Source organism: Aeromonas veronii (assembly GCA_041319085.1).
In the GTDB taxonomy this organism is placed as follows: Bacteria; Pseudomonadota; Gammaproteobacteria; order Enterobacterales; family Aeromonadaceae; genus Aeromonas; species Aeromonas veronii_F.
This window is the reverse complement of sequence record CP101033.1, coordinates 623,065-641,098: the sequence shown is the minus strand read 5'-3', so window position 1 is coordinate 641,098 and position 18,034 is coordinate 623,065. Positions and strand designations below refer to the sequence as shown.

The following is an 18,034-nucleotide window of genomic DNA, read 5'->3' as shown; positions in this document are numbered from 1 at the left end:
GATTACAGCGCCTCAAGCGCCTCGGACAACTTCTTGACCGGCACCACTTCCATTCCTTCGATAGGGTGCTTGGGGGCGTTGGCGTGCGGCACGATGGCGCGGCGGAAACCATGCTTGGCCGCCTCTTGCAGCCGCTCCTGACCGGACGGCACAGGGCGAATTTCACCAGAAAGCCCCACTTCGCCAAACACCACCAGATCCTTGGGCAGCGCCTGATCCCGGAAACTGGAGACCATCGCCAGCAGCAACGCCAGATCCGCACTGGTCTCCTCGACCTTGACCCCGCCGACCACGTTGATGAAGACATCCTGATCCGCCATCTGCAGCCCGCCGTGACGGTGCAGCACCGCCAGCAACATGGCGAGTCGGTTGTGATCCATGCCCACCGCCACCCGACGCGGATTGGAGAGCTGGGAGTAGTCCACCAGCGCCTGCAACTCCACCAGCAGCGGTCGGGTGCCCTCCCAGATCACCATGACGATGGAACCGGGCGCCTGCTCCTGACCCCGGCTGAGGAAGATGGCGGAGGGGTTGCTCACCTCGCGCATCCCCTGCTCGGTCATGGCAAAGACCCCCAGCTCGTTGACCGCGCCGAAACGGTTTTTGTGGGAGCGCAGGGTCCGAAAACGGGAGTCATGGCCACCATCGAGCAGTACCGAACAGTCGATACAGTGCTCCAGCACCTTGGGGCCCGCCAGACTGCCATCCTTGGTCACATGACCCACCATGAAGATGGCCACATGATTCTGCTTGGCGTAGCGGGTCAGTAGCGCCGCCGCTTCACGCACCTGTGAGACCGAACCGGGGGACGATTGCACATCCGCCACATGCATCACCTGAATGGAGTCGATCACCATGATCTGCGGCTGCTCCTGCTGGGCAATCAGGCAAATCTGCTCGACGCTGGTCTCGGAGAGCATCCGCAGCTTGTCGGTGGGCAGCCCGAGGCGGTTGGCCCGCATCGCCACCTGCTGCAGCGACTCCTCGCCGGTGACATAGAGGGTTTTCATCCGTTCTGCGAGACCACACATGGTCTGCAGCAGCAGGGTCGACTTGCCTGCCCCCGGATTACCGCCGATCAGAATGGCCGAACCGGGCACCACGCCACCGCCAAGCACCCGATCCAGCTCTTTGAAACCTGAGGTAAAACGGGGGATTTCGGTGGTGGCGATCTCTGCCAGTGTTTGTACCTGACTGCCGACCGCGCCGGCATAACCGGTGTAGCGGGCACTCTTGCCAGCGGGGCTCACCGAACCGAGACGCACCTCGGTGATAGTATTCCACTCCTTGCACTCGCTGCATTGACCTTGCCAGCGTGTGAAGTCGGCACCACATTCGGAACAAACATAAGCAGTTTTATTTTTGGCCATTGATAACTCGGGGACAGGATGAATTCCTGCTTGATATACTTGTTTGCGACCGACAGATCAAACCCAGAATCGGAAAAGTGACTTTCCGTGGCAGGAACACATGGATTCAGAACACCAGCAACATCTGATTGAGCAACTCGTCCCCTTGCTGCGGGAGAAAGATTTCGAGGAGATCTTCAACCGCATGACCCAGGAGGAAAACAGCAACAGCCGTTTTCTGATCAAGATGGAGATCAAGCGCAAGTGCTCCCCCTGCCGCAGGGTTATCGACATGCGCGATGAGCTGGAGGATGAGTGCCTGGTGCATGAGTTCGACGGCATCACTCACTTCATGCCCGCCGAGGCGATTGCCCTGTTTCAGTCCCAATGCTATCTCTACCGCGATATCTATACCCTCGGTGCCTACGAGGCGCTGCAACAGTGGCAGAAACAGCACCACCACGCCCGCGTGGATGGCCAGCTTTCCCCCCCTGCCAGCCCCTTCCGGCAATATGACGTCAATACCATCGTTTTTGCCAGCTACTACGGCCGTCGTCAGGAACGGATGCACTTCAGCTCGCCGGTGCTGATCAAGCTTCGGGATGGGGAGAAGCTGTTCGCCAAGAGTTCCGACTTATCACTTGGGGGCATGCGGGTCTCGGTCCCCTATCTGCCCAATTACCAGACCGGCGCCCAGGTGGAGGTCTTCTTTACCGGGCTGGAGCGGGACACCCCCAATCCGGTGCTGCACCAGCCGGTCGGCTACCAAATCCTCGGCGAAGAGAGCAAAGAGGGAAAATATTGGCTGCGGCTGGTGCGCTCCGGTGAGCAGCCGGCCTTCGATGCCTTCCTCAGCGACTTTATCGAGGCCAACAAGATCCGCTATCGGGTCAGCGTCGACTACCTGCTCTCCGCCGCCATCATCAAGGGGTATGAACAGTTCTACCTGCCGCGGATGACCGGTATGCCACTCTTCTTCGGCACCGGCGACAGTCCCAGCCTCGAGATTGCGCTGCGTACCGAGAACAACCAGCACCTGCTGGAGTATTGGCGCAACGAAAAAAACCGCGATGCCCTCGCGGGCCTCTTCAGCGGCGAGCGGATGACACGGCTCTGCCCGGCCCCCGGCACCACCACCGAGGCCATCATCTACTGCTTTACCCACACGGTGCGCAGCCACATCTACTTCTTCTCCGCGACCGCCGAGGAGCTGCGCCAGAGTGGCCTTACCGCCCTCTTCTTCCAGGTGGGCTCGCGCCGCCCCAGCTGGCGTGTCTACAAGTTCACGATGGAGGCGTGCGAGCTCATGGAGGCCGACGTGGCCCCGTTGCAGGGACAGGACACGTCGCAACTGCAAGATATCCTGCTGCTCGAGCGGCTCAAGCAGATCGGCTACTGCGGCCTGCTACAGGAGATCGGCCTGGAGTCCCAGCGCGAGGAGTTTCATCAGGAGGAGGTCAATCACAATGCCAACGAGCTGCAGCGCTTTGGCCACGAGCAGGGCGTCGCCCCGTTCGAGCTCGAGACCCTGCACTATGTCCAGCTGCGCAAGGAGCTGCGCTACATCCACAAGACCGCGGTCGCCATCCACCACAACGGCAAATCCTGGATCGGTTGGACCCGCGACATCTCGACTCACGGCATGCAAATCGAGCTGGAAGAGGCCTTCGTCGGCGAGAAGAACGATGTGGTGACCATCGCCCTGCCCCGTTTGCAGGAGCTCTCCAAGAGCATGGATCTGCAGCACCTCTCCTACCGGCTGGTCAGCCTCAACATGACCCGCACCGTGCTGCACCTCTGCATCGAAGGCGATTCGGATCGCCACACCGGCCGCCAGTTCTTCAGCCTGCTGATCGAGAGCAACCAGAACAAGCTCAAGGCGGCGCAGGAGCAGCGCCGCTATCGCGGGCTGGCGCGTGCCCTGCGCAACATCTATACCCACCACCTGTTCAACTCGCCGGTCTACGTCAACAAGCTGAAGGGCGCCCCCAAACCAGCCTCCATCGGCAAGTCTCTGCAACCGCGCAGTCTGCAGCGGCTGCTGCAAGCCTGTGCCGAGCTGCCGGAGCAGGAGAATCTCTACCCACTGTTTCAGGGGGAGCTGCTCAAGGAGCTGCTGATGAACCCGCTGCGTGCCATCGAGCGGGAGGACAAACCGAGAGAAGACGAGGTCTACATCGCCAGCATCCAGACCAAGGCAGGCCTGCCCATCTTCAACAGTCGGCTGGCCAGCAGCTTTGTCAGCAGCAAGGAGAAGCGCCAGTTCATCGAGCTGGCACTGCAACAGGGAGAGTTCTACTCGGTGCTGGTCGGCATCTCCCGCACCGGGCGACCCGACACCAACTTCATCGCCAACGAGCTGGACTACATCGCCAAGTTTGCCATCCACAAGGCCAAGAAGCTGGAAGAGGAGCTGTGGAGCGTGGTGGGTGTCGGCGAGCTGACCGATACCACCCAGGCCACCTTGTTCCGCTTTGGCATCACACCGCCGCTGAACTGAACATCCCGAAACAGATAGAAATGAAACAGGGCGCTCGATGCGCCCTGTTTTTTTTCATGCCGCCTGTGGATTGAGCAGCCAGTCGAGGATCTGGGGGAAGTGATCCTCCTGCGCCTGCGGGGCGGTCAGCATGTTGATGTGGTCATAATCGAGCCGGTTGCCGTTGTCCCGCCCCAGACGGGTGTGGCGGGTGGCCGATCCCATCTCGTCGCTGAAACGGCGCACATCGGTCGGGTGACCCAGCACCCTGTCCGCTTTGGCCGAGATCATCCAGAGCGGCGGCCAGTTGACCCGCGCTGCCGCCTCGTCATAGGCAAAACCATCGTGGGGATCCTGCCAGGGACCGCACTTGACCCAGGGGATGGTCTCCTGCAGATAACGCAACGGCTCGTCGTCAGCCCCGATCTTTAGCTTGCGAGCCGCCAGAAAACCACGGTGGCGGGCCAGCCAGGGGGCCAGCCGGTTCCAGATCAGATCCACCTTCAGCCAGCGCTCGGGATTGTGCACCGACACGCCGCGCTTGGTGCCAAAAAACAGCAGGCTGGCCACCTGCTCCGCCAGCTCGGGGAAGCGCACCAGGGTCGAGGCCATGATGACACCGCCCCAGGAGTGGGCCACCCAGTGCACCTTGAAGCCGTGATGGCGTCCGGCAATCCAGCGTTGCAGGGCGGGCAGGTCCTCGGTGATCAGCTCATGCTGACCGTGCTCCGCCTGCTCGGCGATGGCCGGAGTGCTGAGCCCCCGCCCCCGCAAATCAGCCACATAGACCTGATAGCCGTGGCGGGCCAGAAAGCATGCCAGCCCCTTGCCCGATTCGGTATAGAAAATTCGACCATTCTCGATGGCGCCGTGCACCATCAGGATCGGCTCGCCATGCACGGCGACCCGGGGTTTGATGTGGCGAACATGCAGTTGATGGGCACCACAGGGGATAAACAGAGACTGCTGCAACAATTCCATTTTTATGGGTTTCCTCCTTGAAACACGATCAGCGCTGGTCCCAACGCTGCTCGCTGCAGGCCCGCGCCGCCAACAGGCAGATCACCCCATCCAGATCGTGATGATTGAGGGTGGCCGCCGCTTGCGCCCGTACCAGCGGTTTGGCGTGAATGGCGATGCCAAGGCCCGCAACGCCCATCATCTTCAGATCGTTGGCACCATCGCCGATGGCCACTGTCTGGGCGGCAGCAATGCCGTACTCCTGCGCCAGCTGCTGCAACACCTCGGCCTTGACGCTGGCATCGACGATGCGTCCGCTTACCTGGCCGCTCAGCTGCCCCCCTTCCACCGCCAGCTCGTTGGCGAAAATGGCATCGAGCCCCAGCGCCTGCTGCAGCTCGCTGGCAAAACGGGTAAACCCGCCGGAGGCGATGGCCACCTTCCAACCCGCCCCTTTGAGGGTCTCGACCATCAACTGCAAGCCCGGCATCCACGGCATGTTGGCGGCCACCTGGTCGAGAATGGTGATCGGCGCCCCTGCCAGCAGGGCCACCCGGTTACGCAGGCTGTCGGAGAACTCCAGCTTGCCCTGCATGGCAGCCGCGGTCACCGCCGCAACCTGATCGCCCACCCCCGCCAGCCGCGCTATCTCGTCGATGCACTCGATGCGGATCGCGGTGGAGTCCATATCCATCACCAGCAGGCCGGGTTCGCTCAGGGTCGGCAGGCTGGGCAGATGGCAGAGATCGATCTCCCACTCACCGCCCTTGAGCTCGGCAACCAGCGCGGGGGAGAAGCGATCGCAGCCAAGCAGCAACAGCGGCACGCCCGCCACCTCGGTGGGAGGATAGAGGGTGGCCGCCACCTCCTGCGCGGCCAACAGGGGGGACAGACGCGCCAGATGGGAAGCGCCCAGCCCCTTGCCAAACAGCACCAGCCAGCCGCCTGCCTGCGGGGTCTCTGTCGGGTGTAACGCATCGGCGCTGAGCTGCCAACAGGGTGCGCCGGACAACAACGCGGGCCAATCGGATAACAGAGAGGGGAGCCGGGACAACAACATAAGGGATACGCCTTCCTTGGTGATCAGGGGGTTAACAATGCCGGCCCAGAGTAGCGTATTGCTTTTTGTACAGGCAAGCGCCAAGATCCCGCCACTCCTTGTCACCATGAGGTCTCGCGCTTGCAGCGTCATCTTCCCATCAAACGTGTTCTCAGCCTGGGTGCCGGTATCCTGCTCGGATGCTGGGTGCTCGGTGTGCTCATCCATATGCAGGGTGAAAGCCAGGCCTCACTGCACAGCGAAGCCCGCAATCGGGCGCAGGCGCTGGTCGCCTATGCCGCCCGCGACATAAAACGCTGGATCAAGGAGGAGAAGAGCAGCGAGCTGGAGCGGCTGGCGCGGGATCTGGCGGCGGAGCCGGAGATCCTCGATGCCACCCTCTATGACGGACGTGGCATTCCCCTCGCCCAGTCGGAACAGGCGGTGCCGCTGGAGAACCTGCTGCCTATCGGCAGCGATAACAAGTCACTGCCGGAGCAGGGCAAGGGACGGATCCAGTTCGTGCAGGAGATCCGGGATGGCGAGCAGACCATCGGTTTCCTGCGCATCACCCTGGAAGAGCAGCAGATGCTGGCAGACAAGGACACCCGACTCAAGGTGGTGCAGGAGAAGCAGCGGCTGATGCTGCTGGTTGCCCTGCTGGCCGGGGTGCTCATCTCCTACGGCGTGCGCCGTAACTACATGCGGGTGCGCAAGCACAAGAAAAAGAGTACGCCCCCCTCGCCACCTCCGGAAAACTGATGGCGTGACCAGAGAGCAGATACAAAAACGGCGGCCCGAAGGCCGCCGTTTTCATTCTACTGTTCATGCCACTACGACAGATTACTTGTCGCCCAGCAGGACGGAGTCCAGTGCGATCTCGATCATGTCGTTGAAGGTCAGCTGACGCTCTTCGGCAGTGGTCTGCTCGCCGGTACGGATATGGTCGGAGACGGTGCAGATGGTCAGCGCCTTGGCACCGTACTCTGCGGCCACGCCGTAGATACCGGCAGCTTCCATCTCGACACCCAGGATGCCGTACTTTTCCATGACGTCGAACATGGAGGGGTCCGGGGTGTAGAACAGATCGGCGGAGAAGATGTTGCCCACACGCACGGCAACGCCCTTGTTCTTGGCAGCCTGCACAGCATTGGCAACCAGATCGAAGTCGGCGATGGCAGCGAAGTCGTGATCCTTGAAGCGCAGACGGTTTACTTTTGAATCGGTGCAGGCACCCATACCGATTACCACGTCACGCAGTTTCACGTCTTCACGCACGGCACCGCAAGAACCCACGCGGATCAGGGTCTTCACACCGTAATCGGTGATCAGCTCTTTTGTGTAGATGGAGCAGGACGGGATGCCCATGCCGTGGCCCATCACGGAGATACGACGGCCCTTGTAGGTACCGGTAAAGCCAAACATGTTGCGCACGTCGCAGATCTGCTCGACGTTCTCCAGGAAAGTTTCAGCGATGTATTTGGCGCGCAGGGGGTCGCCCGGCATCAGCACTGTATCAGCAAAGGCGCCATCTTTCGCATTGATATGAGGAGTTGCCATTCTCTTGATTCCTTCACACAGGTTGAGTTTTATTGTTTTATAAATTGCCCGCCGCCGAAGTGGCGGGCGGGTAAATTACAGGAAGCTGGTACCGTACGCCAGTTTCGGCAGGCCGTGGTAAGCCGCGATGCTCTGGCCGATATCGGCAAAGGTCTCGCGACGACCGACGGAACCGGCCTTGACCGGCTTGCCGAAAAACAGCACCGGAATGTATTCGCGGGTGTGGTCGGTGCCACCCCAGGTCGGGTCGCAACCGTGGTCGGCGGTCAGCACCACCACGTCGCCGTCTTGCAGTATCTCGAACAGCTCCGGCAGACGGGAGTCGAAGTATTCCAGCGCATCGGCGTAGCCCTTCACATCACGGCGGTGACCGTAGGATGAGTCAAAATCGACGAAGTTGGTGAAGACGATGGTGTTGTCACCGGCCGCTTTCACCTCTTCCAGCGTGCGATCCCACAGTTCGGTCAGACCGGTCCCTTTCACCTGCTTGGTGATGCCCTGCTGGGCATAGATGTCGGCAATCTTGCCGATGGAGACCACCTGGCCACCCGCATCTTTCATGTAATCGAGCACGGTCGGTGCCGGCGGCAGCACGGAGTAGTCGTGACGGTTGCCGGTACGCTTGAAGTTGCCCTTACCAGTGCCCACGAACGGACGCGCAATCACGCGGCCGATGTTGTAGGGCTCCAGCAGCTCGCGCACGATGTGGCACAGCTCATAGAGCTTCTCGAGGCCGTAGGTCTCTTCGTGGCAGGCAATCTGGAACACGGAATCGGCAGAGGTGTAGAGGATCGGCTTGCCGGTCCGCATATGCTCTTCGCCCAGATCGTCCAGCACCTGAGTACCGGAAGCGTGGCAGTTGCCGAGATAACCCGGCAGACCGGCCTTCTCGACGATGGCGTCCAGCAGCTCCTGCGGGAAGCTGTTGTGGTGATCCTTGAAGTAGCCCCACTCGAACAGCACGGGCACACCGGCGATCTCCCAGTGACCGGACGGCGTGTCCTTGCCGGAGGAGAGCTCCTGGGCAAAGCCGTAGGCGCCGACGACGTCGATGTCCTTGTTCAGACCGGCCGGGAAGGTGCCGCTGGCGAGTTCGCCTGCGTGACCGAGGCCCAGCTTGTTGAGGTTCGGCAGATTGAGGGCGCCACGGCCTTCAATTTCACCGGCGGCACACGCCTTGGCGATATGACCAAGGGTATTGGCACCCACATCGCCGAACTTGTCGGCATCGGCGGCTGCGCCAATACCGAAAGAGTCCATCATCAGAATAAAGGTACGTTTCATGGGGCTTCCCCTTGTTACAAATCAGCCAGACTGATGCGACGGTAGACCTCGGGCAGCGCCTCTGGTCGGGTGTCACCGATCTTGACGGCAGCCTGCACCATGCTGGCTGCCTGAGCGAATTGCTCTTCAGTTTGAGCGTGGATCAGGGCGAGCGGCTTGTCAGCATCGACGCCTTGACCCAGGCGGATAAAGTCGGTCAGACCGACCGCATAATCAAGTTTGTCACCGGCAGCGCGGCGACCACCGCCCATGGCGACCACGGCCAGACCCAGCTCGCGGGTGTCCATGGCGGTCACGAAGCCGCTGTTGGCCGCATAGACCGGGCGCACGATGGCGGCTTTGGGCAGGTAACCATCGTAACGCTCCATGAAATCGGCCGGACCACCGAGACCCGTCACCATGCGACCGAAGATCTCGGCTGCCTTGCCGTTATCCAGCACCGCCTGCAGCTTGGCGCGGGCATCGCGCTCGTCGCTGGCCAGACCGGCGGAGATCAGCATCTCGGCACACAGCGCCATGGTCACTTCGTGGATCCGCGGGTTGCGATATTCACCGGTCAGGTAGCGCACCGCTTCGCGCACTTCCACCGCGTTACCGGCGCTGGAGGCCAACACCTGATTCATGTCGGTCAAGAGCGCTGACGTGCGGCAACCGGCACCGTTGGCCACGGCAACAATGCTCTTGGCCAGCTCTTCGGAGGCTTCAAAGGTCGGCATAAAGGCGCCGGAGCCCACTTTCACATCCATCACCAGCGCTTCGAGCCCGGAGGCGAGCTTCTTGGAGAGAATGGAGCCGGTGATCATCGCGATAGATTCGACGGTGGCGGTGATGTCCCGTACTGCATAGATACGCTTGTCAGCCGGGGCGAGATCGCCGGTCTGGCCGATGATGGCGACACCCGCCTCTTTCACCACTTTCAGGAAACGGTCGTTGTCGACCGAGGTCTGGTAGCCAGGAATGGCATCCAGTTTGTCGAGGGTGCCGCCGGTGTGCCCCAGGCCACGACCGGAGATCATCGGCACAAAACCGCCGCAGGCAGCAACCATCGGGCCAAGCATCAGAGAGACAACGTCACCCACACCGCCGGTAGAGTGCTTGTCGACAATCGGGCCACCCAGATTGAGGTGATCCCAGGTCAGCACCATGCCGGAGTCGCGCATGGCGCAGGTCAGGGCAACCCGTTCATCCATGGTCATGTCTTTGAAGTAGACCGCCATCGCCAAGGCGGCAATCTGCCCCTCACCGATGGTGTTGTTGGTAATGCCCTGAACGAAGAATTGAATTTCTTGGGTACTGAGCGCTTCACCGTTGCGCTTCTTGCGAATAATTTCTTGAGGCAAAAACATCTTTCATTCCCTCCGCCAGTGCTGGCGTTACACAAGCCTGAATCCTTGCCCGCACACCGCATGGTGGGGGCTAACAGGGCGGACAGCAGTCCGCCCTCTCATCAACCTATTAGTAACCGCTGGTGTTGGCCGGCTTGTCGCCATGCCCCAGAGTGGCCAGCAGACTGGCCAGCAGGCTGGATGCACCAAAGCGGAAGGTACGGGCGGATACCCAGTCGTTGCCGAGGATCTCTTCGGCCATGGCCAGGTACTGACCGGCAACGGCGGCATCTTTCACGCCACCCGCCGGCTTGAAGCCGACTTTCGGATTCTTGGCCTTGATCACTTCCATCATGATGCGGGCCGCTTCCGGAGTCGCATTGACCGGCACCTTGCCAGTAGAGGTCTTGATGAAGTCAGCACCGGCATCGATACAGATTTCGGAAGCGCGACGGATCAGCGCCTCTTCTTTCAGCTCGCCGGTTTCGATGATCACTTTCAGCAGCACGTTGGCACCACAGGCCTCTTTACAGGCTTTGACCAGATCAAAACCGATCTGTTCATTACCCGCCATGAAGGCGCGGTACGGGAACACCACGTCCACTTCGTCAGCACCGTAGGCGACTGCTGCACGGGTCTCGGCCACGGCGATCTCGATGTCGTCGTTGCCGTGCGGGAAGTTGGTCACGGTCGCAATGCGTACATCGGCAGCGCCGATCTCACGCAGGGTCTTGCGAGCGATAGGGATAAAACGGGGGTAGATGCAGACGGCGGCGGTCAGGCCAGCCGGTGACTTGGCCTTGCGGCACAGGTCGATGACCTTCTGATCGGTGTCGTCATCGTTCAGGGTGGTCAGGTCCATCAGGTTCAGGGCGCGTTGGGCGGCCAGTTTCAGATCGGTCATGCTATGTCTCCAAAGTCTCGATGTTTCCCACAACCCAAGCTCTATCTCCACCTAACACACAGGATCGGCAAGAGTAGACCCCGGATAAAGGGGATATGGAATTACAGCGCAATGCAGAGGCAATACGGCTGCAAATAAGGCAAGAGCCCTGTCACTTTTTTACAAAAGTGCGGACTTGGTTCCATGAAGACTTGAGAAAGGCCGACAACCGCTGACCCGAGTTCCCAATCAATTCCATTTGACCGCCAACACCTGACTTAATCAGGTATTAGTCAATGCCAGCACCCTGCTGGCATCGCCTATTTCAGCCGAGATACCCGCTGTTTGCAAGCCGGATTTGCCAATTTCAGAGGTACCTCACATCAGGCAAATCCGGGTCTGGAAAACGCTTAAGAGAAAAAACGGGTCAGGATCCAGGAGTAGGCGATCCCCCCCAGATAAACCCCGACGATCCCCATTACCCCGGACAAAACGGGAGGTGCCGGGATCGGCAATTTGAGGAAAGAAAACAACAAGCCAACGATAAAGCCGGCCGCAATCGCCAGTAACACTTCATTCATATAACCTCCGATTTGACTCATTTTATTATTAGTTTAGATAGGAAAACGGTTGTCACCGCTCCATACACGAACGCCACAGCAGATGCCGTGGCGTTGGTGTTTATACCCTGTCAGTCAGGCGGCTATTACATGCCGGACAGCGCCAGGAAGAAGCCTGCGATAGTGGCAGACATCAGGTTGGACAGAGAGCCAGCCAGTACGGCTTTCAGACCAAAGCGGGCAATGGTGCCACGGCGGTTCGGCGCCATGGATCCCAGACCACCCAGCAGGATGGCAACAGAGGAGAGGTTGGCAAAACCACACAGAGCGAAGGAGATGATCGCCTTGGTGTGGGCAGACATGGCCACGCCGTTGATCAGCACTTCATCTTTCAGGTACGGAGCAAAGTTCAGGTAAGCCACGAACTCGTTCACCACCAGCTTCTGACCGATGAAGGAACCGGCAACCACGGCTTCATTCCAGGGCACACCGATCAGGAAGGCCAGCGGGGAGAAGATCCAGCCCAGCAGCAACTCCAGAGAGAGTTGCGGATAACCGAACCAGCCACCCACACCGGAGAAGATGCCGTTGATCATGGCGATCAGACCGATGAAGGCCAGCAGCATGGCGCCGACGTTCAGGGCCAGTTGCATACCGGCAGAGGCGCCAGCTGCAGCCGCGTCAATGACGTTGGCAGGCTTGTCATCCAGCTCGGCATCGCTAGAGCTTTCGTCGTAGTTCGGGGTCTCGGTCTCGGGAACCAGCAGCTTGGCGAACAGCAGACCACCCGGTGCAGCCATGAAGGAGGCAGCAATCAGGTACTCCATCTTCACGCCCATGGACGCGTAACCGGCCAGTACGGAACCGGCAACAGAAGCCAGGCCACCACACATGACCGCGAACAGCTCGGAGTCAGTCATCTTGGAGATGTAGGGACGAACCACCAGCGGCGCTTCGGTCTGACCGACGAAGATGTTGGCAGTCGCAGACAGGGATTCAGTGCGGGAAGTACCCAGTACTTTCTGCAGGCCGCCGCCCAGCAACTTGATGACTATCTGCATGATGCCCAGGTAGTAGAGCACGGCAATCAGGGAAGAGAAGAAGATGATGACCGGCAGAACACGGAAGGCAAAGATAAAGCCGCCGCCACCGAACACTTCAAACATCTTGTTGCTGACCAGACCGCCGAACAGGAAGTCAATCCCGTTTTGGCCGTAGCTGATCACACTGGAGACGGCGCTGGACACACCGACCAGGATATCGCGACCGACCGGTACATAGAGGACAAACGCCCCCAGACCGGCTTGAATTAAGAACGCTCCCACCACGGTACGAACGTTGATTGCCTTGCGATTGCTGGAGAACAGCACCGCGATAAGGACGAGCGTCGCCATCCCTACCAGACCCATGAGCAAATTCATTATTATCTTCCTCTAGTAGCACCTGGCTTGTTAGTGAGTTGTTATTAAACTCAGCTAATCAAGGGGAGCGCATTATACTAATTAAAGTCCAATAAAATAGAATGCGGGTCACATTTTATCGTTATCAAAATATCCAAGTGTCACAAATTTAGACAGCAAACGATTTTTATGCTCGTTTTTTTTCCTGATAACTTAATCGCTTGTTGCAATTTTGTTTCACTGCAATTGATCGTGATGGAAAATATGCCGGGCAGTTTCAAGTAACACCTTGGCAACATCTGTCGATGATTCCTTCCGCAACGTCATCAATATTTCCGCTATCTTCGGCAGCGCTTCCGGCGTATTTCTGGTGCCTTGTTCACCTTGCAACGGCATATCGGGCGAATCGGTTTCCAGCACCAGAGCCTCAAGCGGCATAGCCCGAAATACGTCTCGCGTCTTGTTCGCCCGCTCAAAACTGATCACCCCGCCCACTCCGAGTCGAAAGCCCAGTTGCCAGAATGCTTCCGCCTGCTGCAGCGAACCGCTAAAGGCGTGGATCACCCCGCCACGTGGCGGCTTGACACGGCGCAACAGCTTGGCAACGGTGTCATTGGCGCGTACCGAGTGGATTATCAGGGGTAGCCCGGCATCGACGGCCAGCCGGATCTGAGCCTCAAACAGCGCAAGCTGACCGTCCTGCGGCACATGAGAGCGCAGGTCCAGCCCACACTCGCCAATGGCCACCAACCCGGCAGGTTGGCTCATCACCAGCGTTCGTAGCCGCTCCATCACCCCCTCCCGCTGCTCACCGGCATACCAGGGATGAATGCCCAGGCCATAAAAGAGGCCGTCATGCGGCGCTGCAAGCGCCATCACACGAGTCCAGTTATCCTCTGTGATGGCAGGAATGATATACTCCGTCACCCCCAATGCCCGGCAACGGGCCAGCAACGCCTCCCTGTCCTGGTCGAACACCGGAAAGTCGAGATGGCAATGGGTATCGATCAGTTGCATATCACTCACACCTGTTTGCGGTATTTAATGGGTCATCGAAAACAACGGCTTTATCCTGATTGAACGGGTACTGATGATCATAGTACCGAGGGGGAGCCTTGTAGGAATGGCGGCCACTCCCCGCACGGCTCATGACGTGCGCGACTAACTCATCCAGCGCCTACCTCGACGCCGACCGTCAAATCGATCATCCGCCTTGCTCCAATACCAGCCTAACGGCTTCTGCGCGACACACCGGTGAATAATGCGCTCTTGATTACATTGAATACCCCCGATCAACTCATCGTAACAATCGGGACTGTCTGTGAAAATCAGGGTACCTCAGTGAGGCGCCTGCCGCTTGCGGCAGAGGGCCAGCCAGGCCTCGGCGGTGCGCGACAGATAGCGCTCGTTCGGCCAGATCACCCCGAGTCGCCAGCTCAGTGCTGGCTCCAGCGGTCGCAGCACCAGACCATCCGGGGTCAGCCGGTTGCAGACCGGCTCCGGCAAGAAGGCGACCCCCATGCCACTGCGCACCATGGCGGTGAGAAAATCCCACTGACTGCTGCGCGCCGCCACCTGCGGCACAAAGCCTGCATCCTGACACGCCTGCTCCAGCCGCTCGCTCAGGGTGAATGCCTGGGTATAGAGCAGAAAGGGCTCCTCCTGCAGGGACTCCAGCCGCAGCGGCGCCTCGCCACGCCAGCGTGGTTGATCCGGCAGCACTACCCTGATCGGGTATTGATCCAGCTCCAGCGCACTGAGGGCCCCCTCCTCTTTGGTCGGCAGCATGGTGATGGCGAGATCCAGCTCCCCTTCCAGCACGGCCTGTTCAATGCGGCGACCGCCGTACTCCGCCAGCGTCAGCTCCACCTTGGGGTAGCGGGTGCGGTAGGCGCGGATCAGATCCGCATAGACGTGGCCCACCATGGGGGGAATGCCGAGGGTGAGACGACCGTGTTGCAAGCTCTGCAGATCGGCCAGCTCCGCCTCCAGCTGCTGCATCTCGGCCAGAATGGTCTGGGCCCGCTGGAACAGCACCTGGCCGCTGTCGGTCAGGGTGAAGCGACGCCCCTCCCGATTGAGCAGGGGCTGGCCCAGCTCCTCTTCGATATTGCGGATCATCTTGCTGATGGTGGGCTGGGTGACGAACAGCTTTTCTGAGGCGCGGGTGAAGCTCTGCTCCCGAACCAGTTCGACAAAATAGCGCAGGGCGCGAATATCCATGGACTCTCTCGACTCGTGTTGGCAGGGATGGGATGAAGCATGCCTATTTGGCATGAATTTGATAATTTTAATTCATTTTTGGCAGGTTTTGCTCAACTCTATACTGTGAGCCGGTTCACAGAAAGATGATGATCATGAAAGCCCTCTGCTTGCGCTGGTTACAGACCCCCTTCCAGATTGTATTGCTGGCAGCCATCTGGCTGCTGTCCGATACCGCGGTGCGCACCCTCCATCTGCCGTTGCCCGCCAACCTCACCGGCATGCTGTTGCTGTTGGTCTGCATCCTGCTCGGCGTGGTCAAGGCGCAGTGGTTTGAGGCCGGAGCCCGCTGGCTGCTGACGGAGATGCTGCTGTTCTTCGTGCCCGCCGTGGTGGCGGTGGTCAACTATCAGGATCTGCTGTTGCAGGAGGGGTGGCGCATCATGGTGGTGGTACTGGTGAGCACCACGCTGGTGCTCGGCACCACGGCGCTGGTGGTGGACAGGGTTTACCGCCTCGAACTGAAACTGGCCCGCCGGAGTCGCCGTCATGTCTGATAACCTGCTCGGGCTGCTCTGCTTCGCCCTGACCCTGATCTTCTACTACGCCAGCAAGTGGCTCTATGGCAAAAAACGCATCCTGCCGCTGATGCCGCTGCTGCTGGCACCGACGCTGCTGGTGGCGGTAGTGCTGCTGTTCCACATCCCCTATCAGGATTACATGGCCGAATCCCACTGGCTGCTCTGGCTGCTGGGCCCGGCCACCGTCGCCTTCGCGGTGCCGGTTTACGAGAACCGCCAGCTCATTCGCCGCCACTGGCTGTCGCTGTCGGTGGGGGTGGCTGCTTCCGTCATCATGGCGGTGGGCAGTACCGTGCTGCTAGCCCGCTGGCTGGATCTCTCCGACATGCTGCAACGCAGTCTGGCGATGCGTTCCATCACCACCCCGTTTGCGGTGGAGGCGACCCGCGCCATCGGCGGTCAGAGCGATCTCACCGCGCTGTTTGTGGTGCTAACCGGGGTGACGGGTATGGCGGTGGGAGAGAGCGTGCTCACCGTGCTGGCCATTCGTAGCCGACTCGGCAAAGGAGCGGGTTTTGGCGCCTCGGCTCACGGCGCCGGTACTGCCAGGGCCTATCAGATGGGCAACGAGGAGGGGGTGGTATCCAGCATGGTGATGATGATCGCCGGCATGGTGACCGTGCTGATCGCTCCCCTGCTGGGCAAGCTGTTCTGGTAGCCTGAACCGCTGTTACCGCTGTGCCGATCCCGGCGCCGCCCTCATTGAAAAGAGTGCGCCGGGATGAGTTATATGACCTTTTGTTTGTTGCTGAGCTGCATCTTGTATGTTGGGCTAAGTCGTCGGTTGGTGCTAAACGACGTGAAGCCCAACATTCACTGGAAGAGGCTTGACGCACACCACTCGGTAGGGGTGGCATAAGCCGTTTTCTCGATGAGCGACAGCTCATCTGCCTCACAGACTTTTCAGTTTCTCTTCCGGCAAAGCCAGCTCGTCATTGCGGTTGACACCGATGCCGCGCTCCAGCACGTGGCGGGCGATGGCATGAGCCTCTTCCAGCGAGTGCATGCTGTAGGTACCGCACTGGTATTCATTCAGCTCGGGGATCTTGCCCTGCTCCTGCACGGTCAGCACGTCGCTCATGGCGGCCTGCCAGGCTGCGCCAACCCGGGCTTCGTCAGGCGCACCGATCAGGCTCATGTAGAAGCCGGTCCGGCAACCCATGGGGGAGATATCGATGATCTCCACCCCGTTGCCGTTCAGGTGATCACGCATGAAGCCGGCAAACAGATGCTCGAGAGTGTGGATACCGCGCTCGGAGAGGATCTCCTGGTTCGGCATGCAAAAACGCAGGTCGAACACGGTAATGGTGTCCTTGTTAGGGGTCTGCATGGTCTTGGCCACACGTACCGCCGGGGCTGCCATGCGGGTGTGGTCAACGGTAAAACTGTCCAATAACGGCATTTCTGACTCCTGATTTGGTTACGAAAACCAGCCCCCGCTGGAGAGCCGATCCTTGCATTGTCGATACTGGGCGCCGTAGCGTTGGGCACGGGCCTCCACCTTGCGGGAGACCTTCATCAGCCACCCCTTGGCACGGTAGCTGCCACGCCGATAGCCACCCAACCCTTCGTGATAATTGAGATACTGGCCATAGGCATCCCATTTAGAGGTGCCATTGAGCCGCTGAGCTTTGTTAGTGTACCAACCCATGAAGTCGATGGCGTCGGCAAAGTCATCGCGGTCACTCCAGCTGTTGCCGGTTTCCCGCTGGTAATCAGCCCAGGTTTCATCTTTGACCTGAGCATAACCATAGGCCGAACTGGCCCGCCCGGTCGGGATGAAAAGGAAATACTGCATCGGCGGCTGAGCATCGTGCACAAAGGAGGACTCCTGATACATCATGGCCATCACCACATGGATCGGCGTCCCCCACTTCTTGTTCATCTTGAGCGCGGCCTTGTGCCACTCCGGCTTCTCGCGAAAGATCTGACACAGATCCTCCGGCTGAGCCGGCGGGCGGGAACTGCAGGCGGTCAGGCCCGCCAGCAGGCTGGCCACCACCACGAAGCGCATCCAACCCATCAAATGAGGTCGCGCTTCGCACCTCTGGCCAGGTAAAGAGATAGCCAAGGTCAGATCGCGTCTTCGTTCTCTTCGCCGGTACGGATACGAATGACACGCTCCACCTCGCAGACGAAGATCTTGCCATCACCAATCTTGCCGGTGCGAGCGGTATTCTGGATCGCTTCCAGACAAGCGTCGAGCTCTTCGTCCTGCACCACCAGCTCCACCTTCACTTTCGGCAGGAAATCGACCATATATTCGGCGCCGCGATAGAGCTCGGTGTGGCCCTTCTGGCGCCCGAACCCTTTGACTTCGGAGACGGTCATGCCGTTGATGCCGATCTCGGCCAGGGCCTCGCGCACATCGTCCAGCTTGAACGGTTTGATGATGGCTTCAATCTTCTTCAT

Annotated in this window: 18 protein-coding genes; 4 read left to right on the top strand and 14 right to left on the bottom strand. The window is 59.8% G+C overall.

Annotated elements, in window-relative coordinates; all coding sequences use genetic code 11:
- Positions 1–2 precede the first annotated feature (2 nt).
- Positions 3–1,370, bottom strand: a complete 1,368-nt coding sequence (gene radA, locus NMD14_03285; GenBank protein XEI33478.1) for a DNA repair protein RadA — start codon at positions 1,368–1,370, stop codon at positions 3–5.
- A 100-nt stretch (positions 1,371–1,470) separates the two neighbouring features.
- Here radA and NMD14_03280 point away from each other — a divergent pair, with 100 nt between their 5' ends.
- A complete protein-coding gene (locus tag NMD14_03280) occupies positions 1,471–3,849 on the top strand; it encodes a PilZ domain-containing protein (GenBank protein XEI33477.1) in 2,379 nt (792 codons plus the stop codon).
- Positions 3,850–3,903: 54 nt separating this feature from the next.
- Here NMD14_03280 and NMD14_03275 read toward each other — a convergent pair whose 3' ends face one another.
- On the bottom strand, positions 3,904–4,809 hold the full coding sequence (locus tag NMD14_03275; GenBank protein XEI33476.1) for an alpha/beta hydrolase: 906 nt from the start codon (positions 4,807–4,809) through the stop codon (positions 3,904–3,906).
- Between the two features lie 28 nt (positions 4,810–4,837).
- Entirely contained in the window at positions 4,838–5,848 is a 1,011-nt protein-coding gene (gene serB, locus NMD14_03270; protein ID XEI33475.1) for a phosphoserine phosphatase SerB, read from the bottom strand.
- 120 nt (positions 5,849–5,968) lie between these two features.
- On the opposite strand from serB, the gene NMD14_03265 reads away from it, so the two are divergent.
- On the top strand, positions 5,969–6,589 hold the full coding sequence (locus tag NMD14_03265) for a YtjB family periplasmic protein (protein ID XEI33474.1): 621 nt from the start codon (positions 5,969–5,971) through the stop codon (positions 6,587–6,589).
- An 81-nt stretch (positions 6,590–6,670) separates the two neighbouring features.
- On the opposite strand, the gene deoD is transcribed toward NMD14_03265, so the two are convergent.
- The 8 genes from deoD to NMD14_03225 form a co-directional block, all read right to left on the bottom strand.
- Positions 6,671–7,387, bottom strand: coding sequence for a purine-nucleoside phosphorylase (gene deoD / locus NMD14_03260; GenBank protein XEI33473.1), 717 nt, complete (start codon positions 7,385–7,387; stop codon positions 6,671–6,673).
- 75 nt (positions 7,388–7,462) lie between these two features.
- Positions 7,463–8,671, bottom strand: coding sequence for a phosphopentomutase (locus NMD14_03255; GenBank protein XEI33472.1), 1,209 nt, complete (start codon positions 8,669–8,671; stop codon positions 7,463–7,465).
- A 14-nt stretch (positions 8,672–8,685) separates the two neighbouring features.
- On the bottom strand, positions 8,686–10,017 hold the full coding sequence (gene deoA / locus NMD14_03250; protein ID XEI33471.1) for a thymidine phosphorylase: 1,332 nt from the start codon (positions 10,015–10,017) through the stop codon (positions 8,686–8,688).
- 109 nt (positions 10,018–10,126) lie between these two features.
- A complete protein-coding gene (gene deoC / locus NMD14_03245; protein XEI33470.1) occupies positions 10,127–10,900 on the bottom strand; it encodes a deoxyribose-phosphate aldolase in 774 nt (257 codons plus the stop codon).
- A gap of 389 nt (positions 10,901–11,289) precedes the next feature.
- Positions 11,290–11,460: a DUF1427 family protein gene (locus NMD14_03240; GenBank protein ID XEI33469.1), complete on the bottom strand. Its 171-nt coding sequence runs from the start codon at positions 11,458–11,460 to the stop codon at positions 11,290–11,292.
- A gap of 125 nt (positions 11,461–11,585) precedes the next feature.
- Positions 11,586–12,860 (bottom strand): NupC/NupG family nucleoside CNT transporter, encoded by a 1,275-nt coding sequence (locus tag NMD14_03235; GenBank protein ID XEI33468.1) that lies wholly within the window; start codon positions 12,858–12,860, stop codon positions 11,586–11,588.
- 216 nt (positions 12,861–13,076) lie between these two features.
- Complete coding sequence (locus tag NMD14_03230) at positions 13,077–13,856, bottom strand: TatD family hydrolase (protein XEI33467.1); 780 nt, start codon at positions 13,854–13,856, stop codon at positions 13,077–13,079.
- A 321-nt stretch (positions 13,857–14,177) separates the two neighbouring features.
- Positions 14,178–15,062, bottom strand: a complete 885-nt coding sequence (locus NMD14_03225) for a LysR substrate-binding domain-containing protein (GenBank protein ID XEI33466.1) — start codon at positions 15,060–15,062, stop codon at positions 14,178–14,180.
- A 134-nt stretch (positions 15,063–15,196) separates the two neighbouring features.
- Here NMD14_03225 and NMD14_03220 point away from each other — a divergent pair, with 134 nt between their 5' ends.
- A complete protein-coding gene (locus NMD14_03220) occupies positions 15,197–15,598 on the top strand; it encodes a CidA/LrgA family protein (GenBank protein XEI33465.1) in 402 nt (133 codons plus the stop codon).
- Complete coding sequence (locus tag NMD14_03215) at positions 15,591–16,280, top strand: LrgB family protein (protein XEI33464.1); 690 nt, start codon at positions 15,591–15,593, stop codon at positions 16,278–16,280. Before NMD14_03220 ends, NMD14_03215 begins: the two co-directional genes overlap by 8 nt.
- Before the next feature lie 234 nt (positions 16,281–16,514).
- Here NMD14_03215 and luxS read toward each other — a convergent pair whose 3' ends face one another.
- Genes luxS through glnB form a run of 3 tightly spaced genes read right to left on the bottom strand, consistent with a single transcriptional unit; the run spans position 16,515 to position 18,034 of the window.
- The gene (gene luxS, locus NMD14_03210; GenBank protein ID XEI33463.1) at positions 16,515–17,024 is read right to left on the bottom strand and encodes an S-ribosylhomocysteine lyase; all 510 of its coding nucleotides are present in this window, start codon (positions 17,022–17,024) and stop codon (positions 16,515–16,517) included.
- 18 nt (positions 17,025–17,042) lie between these two features.
- Positions 17,043–17,645: a hypothetical protein gene (locus NMD14_03205; protein ID XEI33462.1), complete on the bottom strand. Its 603-nt coding sequence runs from the start codon at positions 17,643–17,645 to the stop codon at positions 17,043–17,045.
- A gap of 50 nt (positions 17,646–17,695) precedes the next feature.
- Entirely contained in the window at positions 17,696–18,034 is a 339-nt protein-coding gene (glnB, locus tag NMD14_03200; GenBank protein XEI33461.1) for a nitrogen regulatory protein P-II, read from the bottom strand.